The sequence below is a fragment of the Pseudomonas sp. Cab53 genome, from assembly GCF_018325965.1.
Taxonomy (GTDB): Bacteria; Pseudomonadota; Gammaproteobacteria; order Pseudomonadales; family Pseudomonadaceae; genus Aquipseudomonas; species Aquipseudomonas chlororaphis_E.
The window spans coordinates 4,137,991-4,152,151 of the sequence record NZ_AP021902.1 but is presented as its reverse complement, the minus strand read 5'-3'; the positions used below and the strand labels follow the sequence as shown (position 1 = coordinate 4,152,151).

Sequence of the window (14,161 nt, the reverse complement as noted above, 5' to 3'; positions counted from 1 at the left end):
CCCGGCACGCGATGCACGTGCCGGGTCATTTATTTTCATACGGTGCCCCGCGAATGTTCAGACCGTTATCGATCTTTATCGGCACGCGCTATACCCGCGCCAAGCGCCGCAATCGCTTTGTCTCGTTCATCTCCATGACCTCGATGATCGGCCTCGCCCTGGGGGTGCTGGCGATGATCGTGGTGTTGTCGGTGATGAACGGTTTCCAGCGTGAAATGAGCTCGCGCATCCTCGGCATGGTGCCCCACGCTACCCTTGTCGGCGTCAATCCGATCGACGACTGGCAACCGGTCGCCGCGGCCGCGCTGAAAAATCCCGAAGTGACCGCCGCCGTGCCGTTCACTGAGCTGGAGGGCATGTTGAGCTACAAGGGTTCGATGCAGCCGATCCAGATCAGCGGTGTCGACCCGGCCCAGGAAGGCAAGGTGTCCATCGTTGCCCAGCATATCGTCCAAGGCCGCCTCGACGCCTTGAAACCGGGCGAGTTTGGCGTGGTGATCGGTGAAATCACCGCCCGGCGTTTTCGCCTGAACGTCGGCGACAAGCTGACCCTGATCGTGCCGGAAGTCAGCACCGCGCCCGGCGGCATCACCCCGCGCATGCAGCGCTTGAACGTGGTTGGCGTGTTCAAGGTGGGCGCCGAGCTGGACGGTTCCATGGCCCTGATCCACCTGGCCGACGCCGCGCAGATGCAGCATTGGCAGCCGAACCAGGTGCAGAGCGTGCGCCTGGCGGTGAAGGATCTGTACGCGGCACCGAAGGTTTCCGGTGACATCGCCGCGAGCCTGGGTTCCGGCTACAAGGCCGACGACTGGACCCATACCCAGGGCAGCCTGTTCAGTGCCATGAAAATGGAAAAGACCATGATTGGCCTGCTGTTGTTGATGATTGTCGCGGTGGCGGCATTCAACATCATCGCCACCCTGATCATGGTGGTGAACGACAAGGGCGCGGACATCGCGATCCTGCGTACCATCGGCGCCACGCCACGACAGATCATGGCGATCTTCATGGTCCAGGGCACGGTGATCGGCATCGTCGGTACGCTGATTGGCGGCGCGCTGGGGGTGATCGCAGCGCTGAATGTCAGTGCGCTGGTGGGCTGGCTGGAGCGGGTCAGCGGCCAGCACATCTTCAGTTCCGATGTGTACTTCGTCAGCAACCTGCCGTCGGAGCTTCAACGCGGCGACGTGGTGTTGATCTGCTCGGCCGGGTTCATCCTGAGTTTCCTCGCCACCGTCTACCCGGCCTGGCGTGCGGCGAAGATCGAGCCGGCGCAGGCGTTGCGGTATTCGTAAGGCCGGCGCAGCCCCCTGTGGCGAGGGAGCTTGCTCCCGCTGGGCTGCGTAGCGGCCCCAAAGATGGCGAGCGCTGCGCACTGGAGCGCCAGCCCGGTCAAGCGGGAGCAAGCTCCCTCGCCACAGAAGGGGATGTGTCAGGCTTGATGGAGCTTTGGCAACTCAATCAGAAAGCAGGTCCAGCCATCGGCTGATTCACAGCGGATCTCTCCGCCGTGGGCGCGGATGATCGAGCGGGTGATGGCCAGGCCGAGGCCGGCGTGTTCGCTGCGGCTTTCCTGGCGGGCAGGGTCGGCGCGGTAGAAACGGTCGAACAGGCGTGGCAGACGATCTGCCGGGATTTCCTCGCCGCTGTTCTCCACGCTGACGCGGACCCTTTGGACCTCATCGACAATGCGCACCCGCACGTCGCCCCCTTCGGGGGTGAAGCGCAGCGCATTGTCCAGCAGGTTGGAAAGGGCCCGGCGCAACATGTTGCGGTCGCCGTCGAGGCCGCCATCGCCCTCGCGACTCAAGCGCACGTTGGCGTCCTCGGCCAGGGGCGCGAAGAATTCCAGCAACACGTCCACTTCCTCGGCCAACGCCAGCGGCTCGCGATTCGGCGCCAGCAGGCCATGGTCGGCCTTGGCCAGGTACAACATGTCGTTGACCAGTTGCGCCATCCACTGCAGTTCTTCGAGGTTGCTGTGCAATGCCTCGCGGTAATCCTCCAGAGAACGCTCGCGGGTGAGGGTGACTTGGGTATGGGTCAGCAGGTTCGACAGCGGGGTGCGTAGTTCATGGGCAATGTCGGCGGAGAACGCCGAGAGCCGTTGGAAGGCGTCATCCAGGCGTCCGAGCATGGCGTTGATGCTATGGGCCAGTTCCGCCAGCTCGGCGGGCATTTGCGCTTCGGGTAGACGGGCGTTGAGGGAGTGGGCCGAAACGCCGCCGGTGATCACCCCCATACGCCGCAAGGGTCGCAGGGCGCGCCGGGCGGTCCAGGCGCCGAGCAGGGCGGTGGCCAGGGCCGAGAGGCCGACCGTCAGCCAGATCAGCCGTTGCATGCGCTGGAGAAAATGCTGGTGGTGGGTGATGTCCAGCAGCAGGGTCAGTTGCGGCGAGTCTGCGCGCTCGGGGTACAGCGGCGCGTTCAGCACGCGGTAGTCACTGTCGGCTTCGCTGACGGTCGACAGGCCGGGACGCTCCGGCAGCCGGGCCGGAATCCGGATCGAACTGTCGTACCAGCGCACACCGTCGCTGCCCTTGGTGCGCAGGGCCAGGTCGGCCTGGCGGCTCAGTTCATCTTCCAGGCGGCGTTGGGCCTGCTCGGCGTTGAGATCTTGCAAGGCGCGGCGCAGGCCGATCAGCTTGCCCTCCAGCAGTTGCTGGTCGAGTTCGATGAAGTGCGCTTCGCTGGCCCGGCTGAACAGCACCCCGGCCAACAGCGACACCACGGCGGTACAGGCGGCGAACAGCAAGGCCAGGCGACTGCTCAGCGACCATGGCCCCCTCACAGGCCACGCTCTTCAAGCACATAGCCCATGCCGCGCACGGTGTGGATGAGTTTGCTGGGGAATTCGTCGTCGATCTTGAGGCGCAGGCGCCGGATCGCCACTTCGATGACGTTGGTGTCGCTGTCGAAATTCATGTCCCAGACCTGCGAAGCGATCAGCGACTTGGGTAGCACCTCGCCTTGGCGGCGCAGGAGCATTTCCAGCAAGGCGAATTCCTTGGCGGTGAGATCGATGCGTCGGCCGGCGCGCTCGACGCGGCGGCGGATCAGGTCCAGGCGCAGGTCCGCCAGTTGCAGGCTGGTTTCCTGGGGTGTCGAGCCGCCACGACGCAACAGGCTGCGGACCCGCGCCAGCAACTCGGAAAAGGCAAAAGGCTTGACCAGGTAATCATCGGCGCCCAGTTCCAGGCCGTGCACCCGGTCTTGTATGGCGTCCCGGGCCGTGAGGAACAGCACCGGCGTGTCCAGGCCGGCCCCGCGGACGGCTTGCAGAATCTGCCAGCCATCGCGGCCGGGCAGCATCACGTCGAGGATCAACACGGCGTATTCGCCACTCAGGGCCAACTGCTGGCCGGTGATGCCATCGGCCGCCAGGTCGGCGTTGAAGCCGGCTTCGCTCAGGCCTTGGCGCAGGTATTGGCCGGTTTTCGTTTGGTCTTCGACGATCAGCAGTTTCATGGGCAGCTCAAGACAGGTTGGGACGGGGGCGTTATACCGTGGCAGGCGGGGCGGTGGCGCAACCTGACAAAGTTGTAATCATGCCGTCAGCCGGCTGGCAGGCGCGGCGAGCTAGAGTTTCCCACAAGCTGAATCCGAATGGAGTTTGAAACATGTTGAGGGGAAGTCGCCTGGCCCTGGCCGCCTGCACGCTGATGTTCGGTGTACCGTCATGGGCGTCGCCTGGGCATCTTGATTTTGGCCAGCCTGCGCCGGCGGCCACGGCCGGCCGCAGTATCGAAGTGGTGATGGGGGACATGTCGTTCGACCCCGGCGCGCTCCAGATCAAGGCCGGTGAAACCGTGCGGTTCGTGCTTATCAATAAAGGTCGGTTGCTACACGAGTTCAACCTCGGCGATGCCGCCATGCACGCCGAACACCAGCAGGAAATGCTCAAGATGCAGCAGAGCGGCCAGTTGACGCCGACCGCCATGACGCACGGGATGGCCCATGGCAACATGGGCCAAGGCTCGCCCGGCATGCGTCACGATGACCCGAACAGCGTGTTGGTGGAGCCGGGCAAGACCGCCGAGCTGACCTGGACGTTCAACAAGGCCACGCGCCTTGAATTTGCCTGCAACATCCCCGGGCATTACCAGGCCGGAATGAAGGGAGACCTGACAGTCAGTCAGTAAGCACTCAAAGGCTGCGGCAAAGGCTGATAGAATCGGCTGATTCTTCAGTCAGGTTTCCGTCATGCATCCCGCAGCCGAACATTCGCCGCTGGGCAAATCCAGTGAATACATCGCCACGTACACGCCGTCATTGCTGTTCCCGATCCCGCGCACCGCGAAATGGGCGGAACTGGGCCTGACGGCCGAGACCCTTCCCTACAAGGGCGTGGATTTCTGGAACTGTTTCGAGCTGTCATGGCTGTTGCCGTCCGGCAAGCCGGTGGTGGCTATCGGGGAATTCGCGATCCCGGCGGACTCACCGAATATCATCGAGTCCAAATCCTTCAAGCTGTACCTCAATTCCTTGAACCAGACGCCGTTCGACACCACTCAGAGTCTGGAGGCAACACTGCGCCAGGACCTCTCGGCCGCCGCTGGCAAGCCGGTGGGCGTGCGGATTCGCAGTCTCAAGGACGTGGAGGACGAAGGCGTCGTCGCGTTGCCGGGGGTGTGCATCGATGACCTGGACATCCGTGTCGATTCGTACGAACACCCACGCCCGGAACTGCTGCGGTGCGATGAATCGCGCATCATCGAGGAAAGCCTGCACAGCCACCTGCTCAAGTCCAACTGCCCGGTCACCAGTCAGCCGGACTGGGGCAGCGTGGCGGTGGAGTATCGTGGCGCGGCACTGGATCATGCGAGCCTGCTGGCCTACCTCGTCAGCTTCCGCCAGCATTCGGATTTCCACGAGCAATGCGTGGAGCGGATCTTCCTTGACCTGCAGCGACTGCTCAAGCCGCAGAAGTTGACGGTGTACGCGCGGTATGTGCGCCGTGGCGGCCTGGACATCAACCCGTATCGCAGCACTGAAGCGGTGCAACTGCCCAACCAGCGCCTGGTTCGCCAATAACCCACGGTAATAGCGAATCCTCCCACAGCAAATGGCATTTCAGGTGGCAGGAAATAGAAAAGCCCCGCCATGGCGCGTAATACCGTTCACTTAAGCACGTTACCGCCTGGCGAGGGAGCTTGCTCCCGCTGGGCTGCGTAGCGGCCCCAAAAGCGTGGGACCGCTGCGCGCTCCAGCGGGAGCAAGCTCCCTCGCCACGACCAGTGATAAATCTTAAGTGAACAGCGTTACGCCGTGGCGCGGGGCTTTTTTGTCCGAGAGGTTCAGATCCCGATGTTGCCCAGGGTCTGCACAATGTTGCGCAATGTCCCGGCGATGGTCGGGTGTTCCAGTTCGAAGCGTTCCACGGCAAGGTTCACGCCGTCGACCAGGTTGCTGTCCTGAAGCTGATTTTCCAGTTGGATCTCAGCCTCGATCTGAGCCATCAGTTGATGCAGATTCTCGCGCTCTGGCTCGGACAGCGGCGGGTTCTGGTCCAATTGCTCGCGCAGGGTATCGAGTTGAGCTTGCAGTTCGCGGCGGGCAGGCATTGGCGTACTCCCTTTATTGATAGGCACAGCCATGGACCGCGACGGTGCGTCAAAAGTCCGTGGCCTGCCTTAAGAGTAATCCACCCTCACGCACCCTGCATGATCCCGGTCATGGCTTCTCGCCTTTGAGCCGGCGCAGGCTGATGTCGGCCAGGCAGGTGTCAAGCTCGCCCAGGTGATCGATCACCGAATGCACGCCCAGGCTGAACAATTGCACGGTGGCCCTGGCGCGCCTGGACTCGCGTTCCTGCTGCCCCAGCGCCTGCCACTCGCCCGGTGCCAGGCCACACAGCGAGCCACAGGACGCCAGGCCGATGGTCCACAGTCCGGCGTTGAGCCCCGATTGCAGCAACCCCGGTTCGCCACTGACCAGTACGCAACCGTCCAATTGCTGGACGTTCAGCGCCATGAGTGCCTGCCAGCAGGCGTGCGGGGCGGGCCAAGGATTATTTGTTGCAGGAAGTTGCGGGGGTTTGACCCAAGTCGGCAGGGCCGCCGCCAGGCCATGGCTGGTGGCCGGCGGCAAGTCGTCGAGCCAGGCGCAGGGAATACCCAGTTGCTGCAAGTGATGCAGGCTTTCCAGCGCCCCCGGCGTCGGTTGCGCGTGCTCGGTCGGCTTGGCGCCCGGCTGACGAACCCTGGCGCCGAAGTCCACCAGGCAACCACTCAGGCCGAACAGGACCGCAGTCAGGCCGGGAACAGGGAAGGGCAGGGCTTCGGCGCGAGGCATGGGAACGTCCTTGAAATAACCTGCAGCCTAACGGGCCTCAATGACAGTCCGGTGACAGAGTTGTGAAGGTGCTCGGCAGCAGAAACGTCCTACAGCCGCCTTCTCTTTTCCATGCTGCCTATCCTCGCTTTCCGTCTTATACTAGCGACCTTACCGCCTGGGCTCGGCGCCCTTGCCTGAATAAACCGAGGAGTTTTCCCCTATGCGCTGGAGCCATCGTCTAGCTCAGCTGAGTCTGTCCGCCAGCGTCCTGCTGGTTCCGTTTGCAGCCCAGGCCGCCACGGAAGAAGATCCTTGGGAAAGCATCAACCGTCCGATCTTTACCTTCAACGACACCCTCGACACCTATGCGCTCAAGCCGCTGGCCCAGGGGTATCAGTACGTGACGCCGCAGTTCCTGGAAGACGGTATCCACAACATGTTCCGCAACATCGGGGACGTGGGCAACCTGGCCAACAACGTGCTGCAGGCCAAACCGGCCGCTGCCGGGGTCGACACCGCCCGGTTGATCTTCAACACCACTTTCGGCCTGCTGGGCTTCTTCGACGTGGGCACCCAGATGGGCCTGCAACGCAGCGACGAGGATTTCGGCCAGACCCTGGGCTATTGGGGCGTGAGCAGCGGTCCTTATGTGGTGCTTCCACTCTTGGGGCCAAGCACCCTGCGTGATGCGCCGGCCAAGTATGTCGACAGCTACGCCGCGCCTTATCGCTATATCGACAATGTCTCGGTGCGTAACTCGATCTTCGGCCTGAACATCGTCGACACGCGCGCCAGCCTGCTGTCGGCCGAGAAGCTGGTGAGCGGCGACAAATACGTCTTCATTCGCAACGCCTATCTGCAAAACCGCGAATTCAAGGTCAAGGATGGCCAGGTCGAAGACGATTTTTGATATCGGCTCCCGACTGAGCGAAAGGCGGCCCTGGCATGAATGCCCAGGGGCCGCCTTTTGTGTTTTTGTGGTGCGTTCAAAGGGGGGTGATCCTTCCATTGGGTTACGCTTCGCTCGGTTCTTATAACTCTCTGTACTTTGACAAATAAAGACGGCAAGCGGCGATCCGCCTGAGCTTGAAACGCCCCGCGGATGGGAGTACCGTCTGCGCCTTAGAAGGGCACCTCTGATGAATCCGCGTGCAGGGCAGCGACCTGAAACCGGTACGACAGAGAGGCTAGAAAGCGAATCCAGTAGTGCGTGCAAAGGCCTGACGGTCCAGCCCGCTACGCCAACCTAATTCTGGCGCCGTTTGCCCACATGCCAAAAACCAGTGCCACGCTGCTGATAATCGATGATGACGAAGTGGTGCGAGCGAGCCTCGCGGCCTACTTGGAAGACAGTGGTTTCAGCGTCCTGCAGGCCAGCAATGGCCAACAGGGTCTTCAGGTATTCGAGCAAGACAAGCCCGACCTGGTCATCTGCGACCTGCGCATGCCGCAGATGGGCGGACTCGAACTCATTCGCCAGGTCAGCGGGATCTCCTCGCAGACCCCGGTGATCGTGGTTTCGGGCGCGGGCGTGATGAACGACGCGGTCGAGGCATTGCGCCTGGGCGCGGCCGACTACCTGATCAAGCCCCTTGAAGACCTTGCGGTGCTCGAGCACTCCGTGCGCCGGGCCCTGGACCGTTCTCGCCTGCTGGTGGAGAACCAGCGCTACCGCGAGAAGCTGGAGACCGCCAACCGCGAGCTGGAAGCCAGCCTGAACCTGCTGCAGGAAGACCAGAACGCCGGCCGCCAGGTGCAGATGAACATGCTGCCGGTCAGCCCCTGGACCGTCGATGGCTTCCGGTTTGCCCACCAGATCATCCCGTCGTTGTACCTGTCGGGGGATTTCGTCGACTATTTCCGAGTCGATGAGCGACGCGTGGCATTCTACCTGGCGGACGTTTCCGGCCACGGCGCGTCGTCGGCGTTCGTCACGGTGCTGCTGAAGTTCATGACCACGCGCTTGCTGTTCGAGTCCAAGCGCAATGGCTCGTTGCCGGAGTTCAAGCCTTCTGAGGTCCTTGGGCATATCAACCGAGGCCTGATCAGTTGTAAGCTGGGCAAACACGTCACAATGGTCGGTGGAGTCATCGACGAGGAGACTGGTTTGTTGACCTATAGCATCGGCGGTCACCTGCCGTTGCCTGTGTTGTATACGCCAGACAGTGTTCGTTACCTGGAAGGGCGTGGCTTGCCGGTGGGCCTGTTCAACGAGGCCACCTACGAAGACCACGTACTGGAACTGCCGCCGACGTTCAGCCTGACGCTGATGTCTGATGGCATTTTGGATCTTTTGACAGAGCCTACACTCAAAGAGAAAGAAGCGGCCTTGCCTGAGCGGGTGAGTGCAGCGGGCGGCAGCCTGGAAGGCTTGCGCCAAGTGTTTGGATTAGCCACGCTCGGGGAGATGCCGGATGATATCGCCCTGTTAGTGTTGAGCAGGAACCTTTGATGAGTACCGGTAGAATCCAGTTCGCCGAGCAGGACGGCACCTTTGTCCTGAAGTTTGTCGGTGAAGTGCGCCTGACCCTGTGTTCGGCGCTGGATGCGACTATTGAGCGGATCTTCACGGCGCTGAACTTCAGCGCCATCGTGATTGACCTGACCGAAACCCGCAGCATCGACAGCACCACCCTGGGCCTGCTGGCCAAGCTGTCGATCCTGTCGCGGCAGAAGGTCGGCCTGTTGCCAACGGTCGTCACCACCCATAACGACATCACCCGCCTCTTGCAATCAATGGGCTTCGACCAGGTCTTCAACATCGTTGGCGACCCCGTGCCGTGCCCGGAATGCCTGGACGACCTGCCTGACCAGGACCAGTCCGAGGAAGAAGTGCGAATCAAGGTGCTCGAAGCCCACAAGATTTTGATGGGCCTGAACGATTCCAATCGTGAAGCTTTCCATGACCTGGTGAACGCCTTGGAGCGCCCAGGCGGCTGAAGCCCCTCGACCCTGTGGGAGCGGGCTTGCTCGCGAAGAGGGGAGAACAGGCGACATCAATGCTGGAGTGCTGGTCTCTTCGCGAGTAAACCCGTTTCCACAAACGCAAAAGGGGCGAACCTATCAAGGTTCGCCCCTTTTTCTGGCTAGTGCCTCACCTCAAAGCTTGGCTTGCAGCAGCGCTTCCAGTTTTTCCTGGTCCCGCGCAAACTGACGAATACCTTCGGCCAGTTTCTCGGTCGCCATGGCGTCCTCGTTGGACAACCAGCGGAATTGCGCTTCATTGAGATTCAGGCGTGCTTCCCCAGCCTGCCCTGGCGCCAGCTTGCGTTCCAGCTTGCCTTCGTCGGCGGCCAGTTTCTCCAGCAGTTCCGGGCTGACGGTCAAGCGGTCGCAACCGGCCAGTTGTTCGATCTGGTTGAGGTTGCGGAAGCTGGCACCCATGACCACGGTCTTGTAGTCATTGGCCTTGTAGTAGTTGTAGATGCGTGTCACCGACTGAACGCCCGGATCATCGGCGCCGGTGTAGTCGTTGCCATTGGCTTTCTTGTACCAGTCGTAGATACGGCCCACGAACGGCGAGATCAGGAAGACCCCGGCGTCGGCGCAAGCGGCGGCCTGGGCGAAGGAGAACAGCAGGGTCAGGTTGCATTGGATGCCTTCTCGCTCCAACTGCTCGGCGGCACGAATGCCTTCCCAGGTGGATGCGATCTTGATCAGCACGCGATCACGGCCAATGCCGGCCTTTTCATACAGGTCGATCAGGCGATGTGCACGCTTGAGCATGGCGTCGGTGTCGAACGAAAGACGTGCGTCCACTTCGGTGGAAATGCGCCCCGGAATCACCTTCAGGATTTCCCCGCCCACTGCCACGCCAAAACGGTCGCTGGCCAGGCCGACATCGCCCTTGCAGTCTGCCACGCAGGCATTGAGCAGCTCGGCATAGCCGCTCATGGCCGAGGCCTTGAGCAGCAGGGAAGGGTTGGTGGTGGCGTCCACGGGTTTGATGCGGGCGATGGCTTCGAAGTCGCCGGTATCGGCGACGACGGTGGTGAATTGCTTGAGTTGTTCCAGCTTGGAAGTCATGAGCGTGCTCTGTCCTATGGGTCTGTTGACATTACCCGAGGGCCGGCAGCCACTCAAGGGCGTGTAGAGGTATCGAAAGGCCCCAGCGGCAGCAACCTGAAAACGGCTGTTTGAAAGGCCGGGGCGGTATCGGTAGATACGATGCCAAAAGCGGACGCAGGTTCAAAGCAAGTGACGGTTAGCGTCCTTCCAACAACTGCCCGGCCTGGTCCAGCAGGGCCAACGGATCCTGGGTCTTGTGGATGTCCACCGACAACAACTGCCGAAACCGCCGCGCCCCCGGAAAGCCGGTGCCCAGGCCGAGCACATGGCGAGTGATGTGGTGCATCGCGCCACCGGCGGCCAGGTGACTGGCGATATAAGGTCGCAGCTGCGCCAACGCCTCGGCCCGGCTGATGACCGGCGCGGTGCTGCCGAACAACTGTTGGTCCACCTCGGCCAGCAGGTACGGGTTGTGATACGCCTCGCGGCCCAGCATCACCCCGTCGAAGGTCTGCAAGTGCTCATGGCAGGCCGCCAGTGTCTTGATCCCGCCGTTGAGCACGATTTCCAGCTCTGGAAAATCCGCCTTCAACCGCGCCACCACGTCATAACGCAGCGGCGGGATATCCCGATTCTCCTTCGGCGACAGACCTTCCAGGATGGCGATCCGCGCGTGCACGGTAAAACTGGTACAGCCAGCGTCACGCACAGTCCCCACGAACTCGCACAACTGCTCGTAACTGTCACGCCCGTTGATCCCGATCCGATGCTTGACCGTCACCGGAATCGACACCGCATCACGCATGGCCTTCACACAATCGGCCACCAACCCCGGATGCCCCATCAGGCACGCGCCGATCATATTGTTCTGCACCCGGTCGCTGGGGCAGCCGACGTTGAGATTGACCTCGTCATAACCGTGCTCCTGGGCCATGCGCGAACAAGCGGCTAGATCGGCCGGAACACTGCCACCCAACTGCAACGCCAGGGGATGTTCGGCTTCGTGATGCCGCAGGAAACGCTCGTGGTCCCCGTTGAGCAAGGCACCGGTGGTCACCATCTCGGTGTAGAGCAGGGCGTGCTTGGACAGGATGCGCAGGAAGTAGCGGCAGTGGGGGTCGGTCCAATCCATCATGGGGGCCACGCTGAAGCGCCGGGACAAGGATTGCTGGGGTGCTGGGTATAAAGGCATCGGGGATCTGGGTGGGAAGGCGGAGGGGCGCAGTTTATCAGGAAAGGGGTCGGTGAGGTTTGGATAGGAGGCGAGTGGCCGGGGCTTCGTTTGTTGGTAATCTTTTTCTCTGTGATCCGTGTAGGTACGAGGTCGAGGCTAAATAAATCTGTCCCCTTTTTTTGCGGTCCCCTTTTTTGCGCATTTTTTGCGTGGGAAGCTTATGTTCGATTCTGGCTCACTGTAGGCAAAGAGGAAGAATGCAATGCAATCCCCCTCTTAGGTGCAGTATGTTAAAGGAGTTTTTTGTATGGTGGCTAGTCAATAGAATATTTCACAACTTCAAATAGCTCGGGTGAGTCTATTACTGCCCATCTTAAAAAGGCCGAATATTCTTGGCTTTTTTTCATTAGGTTTTCAATTCTAAGGACGGCATCTTTTTTTTCTGAGTCCAAAGAATCTTCATCAATGTATACGTTGATGTGTGATAAAAGTAAGGCGTACCGTTTATATACTCGCTTTCGTAAATAAGTACCAGTTATATCTTTGTTGCCCGTGTTGTCATCGGTGAAAACTTTTCTTATGAGCGTAGCAGTCTCAATTGTTCTGGCGTCATCGTTTGTTGCCTCAATTGTTAAAGTTTTCGCAAAAGGTGTAACTGGTGGTGCGTGTCTTACTAGGCGTAATGCATCTACGCTGTTATCTGTGCAGTTTATGAGGTTGTTGAATAAGTGTCGTTTAAAGTTATTGCACCGGGCGCAAGAAAGAAACAGGTTGTTCCAGTCATACATTTTGTCGACGTCATCCATGTGGGCGTCAAAATGCTCAACGTTAAGACTGAGTGGGTCTTTTGTTTCACATATATAACATTTATCATAAAATGCTTGTCTCAATGAATGAAGTACGTCGCTGCCGGTCCAGCTTTTTTTTTCAATTAAAGAAGGTGGGGCGAGCTTTGGTCGTTCCACATTAAACATTTATTTACTCTCCGCCTTCATCTTGATTATTTTGTTTGCGGCAATTTGGTAGAACATTTCTGATTCGGCGTCTAGTACATCTGTGTGGGGTGCAATCGTGTTCAATAAATCTTCTGCCAGCTCAATGTCGAAAAATTCAGCGCTTGTGATTTTTGTCAGTTTTTTTATTGTATCCTCAAATATTTTTGAGATTGGAGGCACGCCTAGTAGCCCCTCAACAACAGACTCATAAGAGTACATTGATAAGTCGAGTACAGTTTGGCATGTGGATATATCAAATATTACTGCGTCATCAACTGATGTCAGAACGAAAGGGGAGTGAGTAGTTACAATAAACTGTATCGCGGGGAATGAGGAAGTAAGGAAAGGTAGTATTTTACGTTGTAGCGAGACATGAAGATGAGCATCAATCTCATCGATTAACACGATGCCTGTGAGCTCAGATGGTTTAATCTGTGCGTATTCGGTATGCATGAGTAGGTCAGCATATATATCAAAAATGGCCAGGTATCCAGAGGACAAACTTTGGAAGGTGTATCGTGGTCTGCCACTTTGCGAAATATAAAATCTCAACTGGTCGGGCGAAAATTGAAGTTCTATTGATTGGTCTTCAAATAAATATTTGAGGTTTTCGGTAAAGGAGGCTATCCACTCTTCAGCATGAACAGGTCGTTTGCCCAACTCGCCAGCTTGCATTGCTAAAGCACTTCTTACTTTTAAGTTTACAAGATGCTGTTCAAGGTTGCCTCCTAGCCAGGCGTTTATATTTATCGACTGTATATCTGGTTGAGATGCGGACGCTGAGGATACGCTGGAAATGTCAGCCTTACGGTCCGCAGCAAAAAAACGAATGGATGCTTTTTTTTGGCTGAGTATATCGAGAAATGAATATGGTTCATTGTTATATGTTATTTCTATAGGGCCGTTTACAGCGTCCAACTGTTGCTGGAACTGCAGAAGGTTTTGCTCATGGCTTACTCGCGATGCAGGCTCTGTGTCGGGTTGGGCTAATGCATTTTTAAAAACTTTAATGTTTTTTTCAAGGTTTGGAATGTTTTGGTATTGTTGTTGGATTAACTGAATTGTAAGTGTTTGATGTATTGCGTTGACTAGTGAGGTTTTACCTGAGCCATTACCGCCGGCAATAATTAGGTTTTTTCCGTTAAGTTCGATGTTTACATCTTTGTTTGAGTTTTTTATTTTTCCGGAAATGCTTTTGATTAATTTCATTTTTTTCTGCTTATGCATGTTTGATTTTTAGGTTTGTTTGTTGTTGAGGTGGCGATTTTTAAAAGGCTAATTTTATTTTGGTTTTTTCAAGCTAGCTTAACACTCGTCAACTGTCCGCTCCCTGCTCCAGTATGGAGTATACCATTAGGTTGGGGTAGATCTCGTTTTCAAGGTTTTTGCTATTATTCGCTATAACTCAACATCGAAAAGCTGATAATTGTTGGTTTTCAGGAGCTTCAATCAATGGTGGTTGAATTGCTCCTGATTGTATAGAGCAATGAATAGCTGCTTTTGGCCGATAAATGACATTTAGGTGAGGTCTGCCTTCCCAGTCGAGCCAAAGCCTTGTTTGATATGGTCCGAGTTTCCAGCAATCGTATGAAGTGCCCCCGAACATTCTCAACCACTTCTAAAGCGCTTTGCTACTCAGCCCAAAGAGTCAGCTCCATCACAGTCGCTTCCAGGGCCAGTTGATTTAGATAAAAGCGTTCGAGCA

14 protein-coding genes are annotated in these 14,161 nt (G+C 58.1%); 6 read left to right on the top strand and 8 right to left on the bottom strand.

Going from position 1 to position 14,161, the window contains the following annotated elements; genetic code table 11:
* Positions 1-53: 53 nt before the first annotated feature.
* On the top strand, positions 54-1,298 hold the full coding sequence (locus tag KI241_RS18075; RefSeq protein WP_212802837.1) for a lipoprotein-releasing ABC transporter permease subunit: 1,245 nt from the start codon (positions 54-56) through the stop codon (positions 1,296-1,298).
* Between the two features lie 137 nt (positions 1,299-1,435).
* On the opposite strand, the gene KI241_RS18070 is transcribed toward KI241_RS18075, so the two are convergent.
* Positions 1,436-2,794: a heavy metal sensor histidine kinase gene (locus KI241_RS18070; protein WP_212802836.1), complete on the bottom strand. Its 1,359-nt coding sequence runs from the start codon at positions 2,792-2,794 to the stop codon at positions 1,436-1,438.
* Positions 2,791-3,471 carry a heavy metal response regulator transcription factor gene (locus KI241_RS18065; protein ID WP_042732702.1) on the bottom strand — a complete coding sequence of 227 codons (681 nt, stop codon included), beginning with the start codon at positions 3,469-3,471 and terminating at the stop codon, positions 2,791-2,793. Before KI241_RS18065 ends, KI241_RS18070 begins: the two co-directional genes overlap by 4 nt.
* Positions 3,472-3,623: 152 nt before the next feature.
* On the opposite strand from KI241_RS18065, the gene KI241_RS18060 reads away from it, so the two are divergent.
* Both KI241_RS18060 and queF read left to right on the top strand, forming a co-directional pair.
* Positions 3,624-4,145, top strand: coding sequence for a cupredoxin family protein (locus KI241_RS18060; protein ID WP_212802835.1), 522 nt, complete (start codon positions 3,624-3,626; stop codon positions 4,143-4,145).
* A 61-nt stretch (positions 4,146-4,206) separates the two neighbouring features.
* Entirely contained in the window at positions 4,207-5,037 is an 831-nt protein-coding gene (gene queF, locus KI241_RS18055; RefSeq protein ID WP_047737740.1) for an NADPH-dependent 7-cyano-7-deazaguanine reductase QueF, read from the top strand.
* Between the two features lie 263 nt (positions 5,038-5,300).
* Here the strand turns inward: queF and KI241_RS18050 are convergent, their stop codons facing one another.
* Positions 5,301-5,567: a DUF4404 family protein gene (locus tag KI241_RS18050; RefSeq protein WP_212802834.1), complete on the bottom strand. Its 267-nt coding sequence runs from the start codon at positions 5,565-5,567 to the stop codon at positions 5,301-5,303.
* 109 nt (positions 5,568-5,676) lie between these two features.
* On the bottom strand, positions 5,677-6,297 hold the full coding sequence (locus KI241_RS18045; RefSeq protein ID WP_042727869.1) for a phosphatase: 621 nt from the start codon (positions 6,295-6,297) through the stop codon (positions 5,677-5,679).
* A 202-nt stretch (positions 6,298-6,499) separates the two neighbouring features.
* Here KI241_RS18045 and KI241_RS18040 point away from each other — a divergent pair, with 202 nt between their 5' ends.
* The 3 genes from KI241_RS18040 (at position 6,500) to rssC (ending at position 9,219) form a co-directional block, all read left to right on the top strand.
* The gene (locus KI241_RS18040; RefSeq protein ID WP_042727868.1) at positions 6,500-7,189 is read left to right on the top strand and encodes a VacJ family lipoprotein; all 690 of its coding nucleotides are present in this window, start codon (positions 6,500-6,502) and stop codon (positions 7,187-7,189) included.
* Between the two features lie 360 nt (positions 7,190-7,549).
* Positions 7,550-8,731, top strand: a complete 1,182-nt coding sequence (gene rssB / locus KI241_RS18035; protein ID WP_042727867.1) for a two-component system response regulator RssB — start codon at positions 7,550-7,552, stop codon at positions 8,729-8,731.
* A complete protein-coding gene (gene rssC / locus KI241_RS18030) occupies positions 8,731-9,219 on the top strand; it encodes an anti-sigma factor antagonist RssC (protein ID WP_003183367.1) in 489 nt (162 codons plus the stop codon). The genes rssB and rssC overlap by 1 nt, the downstream gene beginning before the upstream one ends.
* 159 nt (positions 9,220-9,378) lie before the next feature.
* On the opposite strand, the gene tal is transcribed toward rssC, so the two are convergent.
* The 4 genes from tal to KI241_RS18010 form a co-directional block, all read right to left on the bottom strand.
* Positions 9,379-10,305, bottom strand: coding sequence for a transaldolase (gene tal / locus KI241_RS18025; protein WP_042727866.1), 927 nt, complete (start codon positions 10,303-10,305; stop codon positions 9,379-9,381).
* A 178-nt stretch (positions 10,306-10,483) separates the two neighbouring features.
* Positions 10,484-11,479, bottom strand: a complete 996-nt coding sequence (gene dusA / locus KI241_RS18020) for a tRNA dihydrouridine(20/20a) synthase DusA (protein WP_042727865.1) — start codon at positions 11,477-11,479, stop codon at positions 10,484-10,486.
* Between the two features lie 296 nt (positions 11,480-11,775).
* Positions 11,776-12,435: an HNH endonuclease gene (locus KI241_RS18015; RefSeq protein ID WP_212802833.1), complete on the bottom strand. Its 660-nt coding sequence runs from the start codon at positions 12,433-12,435 to the stop codon at positions 11,776-11,778.
* On the bottom strand, positions 12,436-13,665 hold the full coding sequence (locus KI241_RS18010) for an AAA family ATPase (protein WP_212802832.1): 1,230 nt from the start codon (positions 13,663-13,665) through the stop codon (positions 12,436-12,438).
* Positions 13,666-14,161: the final 496 nt, after the last annotated feature.

Excerpts from the sequence above, each read along its gene's own strand:
- KI241_RS18075 (WP_212802837.1), top strand. The coding sequence starts at position 54 with ATGTTCAGACCGTTATCGATCTTTATCGGCACGCGCTATACCCGCGCC.
- KI241_RS18065 (WP_042732702.1), bottom strand. The coding sequence starts at position 3,471 with ATGAAACTGCTGATCGTCGAAGACCAAACGAAAACCGGCCAATACCTG.
- KI241_RS18060 (WP_212802835.1), top strand. The coding sequence starts at position 3,624 with ATGTTGAGGGGAAGTCGCCTGGCCCTGGCCGCCTGCACGCTGATGTTC.
- queF (WP_047737740.1), top strand. The coding sequence starts at position 4,207 with ATGCATCCCGCAGCCGAACATTCGCCGCTGGGCAAATCCAGTGAATAC.
- KI241_RS18050 (WP_212802834.1), bottom strand. The coding sequence starts at position 5,567 with ATGCCTGCCCGCCGCGAACTGCAAGCTCAACTCGATACCCTGCGCGAG.
- KI241_RS18045 (WP_042727869.1), bottom strand. The coding sequence starts at position 6,297 with ATGCCTCGCGCCGAAGCCCTGCCCTTCCCTGTTCCCGGCCTGACTGCG.
- KI241_RS18040 (WP_042727868.1), top strand. The coding sequence starts at position 6,500 with ATGCGCTGGAGCCATCGTCTAGCTCAGCTGAGTCTGTCCGCCAGCGTC.
- rssB (WP_042727867.1), top strand. The coding sequence starts at position 7,550 with ATGCCAAAAACCAGTGCCACGCTGCTGATAATCGATGATGACGAAGTG.
- rssC (WP_003183367.1), top strand. The coding sequence starts at position 8,731 with ATGAGTACCGGTAGAATCCAGTTCGCCGAGCAGGACGGCACCTTTGTC.
- tal (WP_042727866.1), bottom strand. The coding sequence starts at position 10,305 with ATGACTTCCAAGCTGGAACAACTCAAGCAATTCACCACCGTCGTCGCC.
- dusA (WP_042727865.1), bottom strand. The coding sequence starts at position 11,479 with ATGCCTTTATACCCAGCACCCCAGCAATCCTTGTCCCGGCGCTTCAGC.
- KI241_RS18015 (WP_212802833.1), bottom strand. The coding sequence starts at position 12,435 with ATGTTTAATGTGGAACGACCAAAGCTCGCCCCACCTTCTTTAATTGAA.
- KI241_RS18010 (WP_212802832.1), bottom strand. The coding sequence starts at position 13,665 with ATGAAATTAATCAAAAGCATTTCCGGAAAAATAAAAAACTCAAACAAA.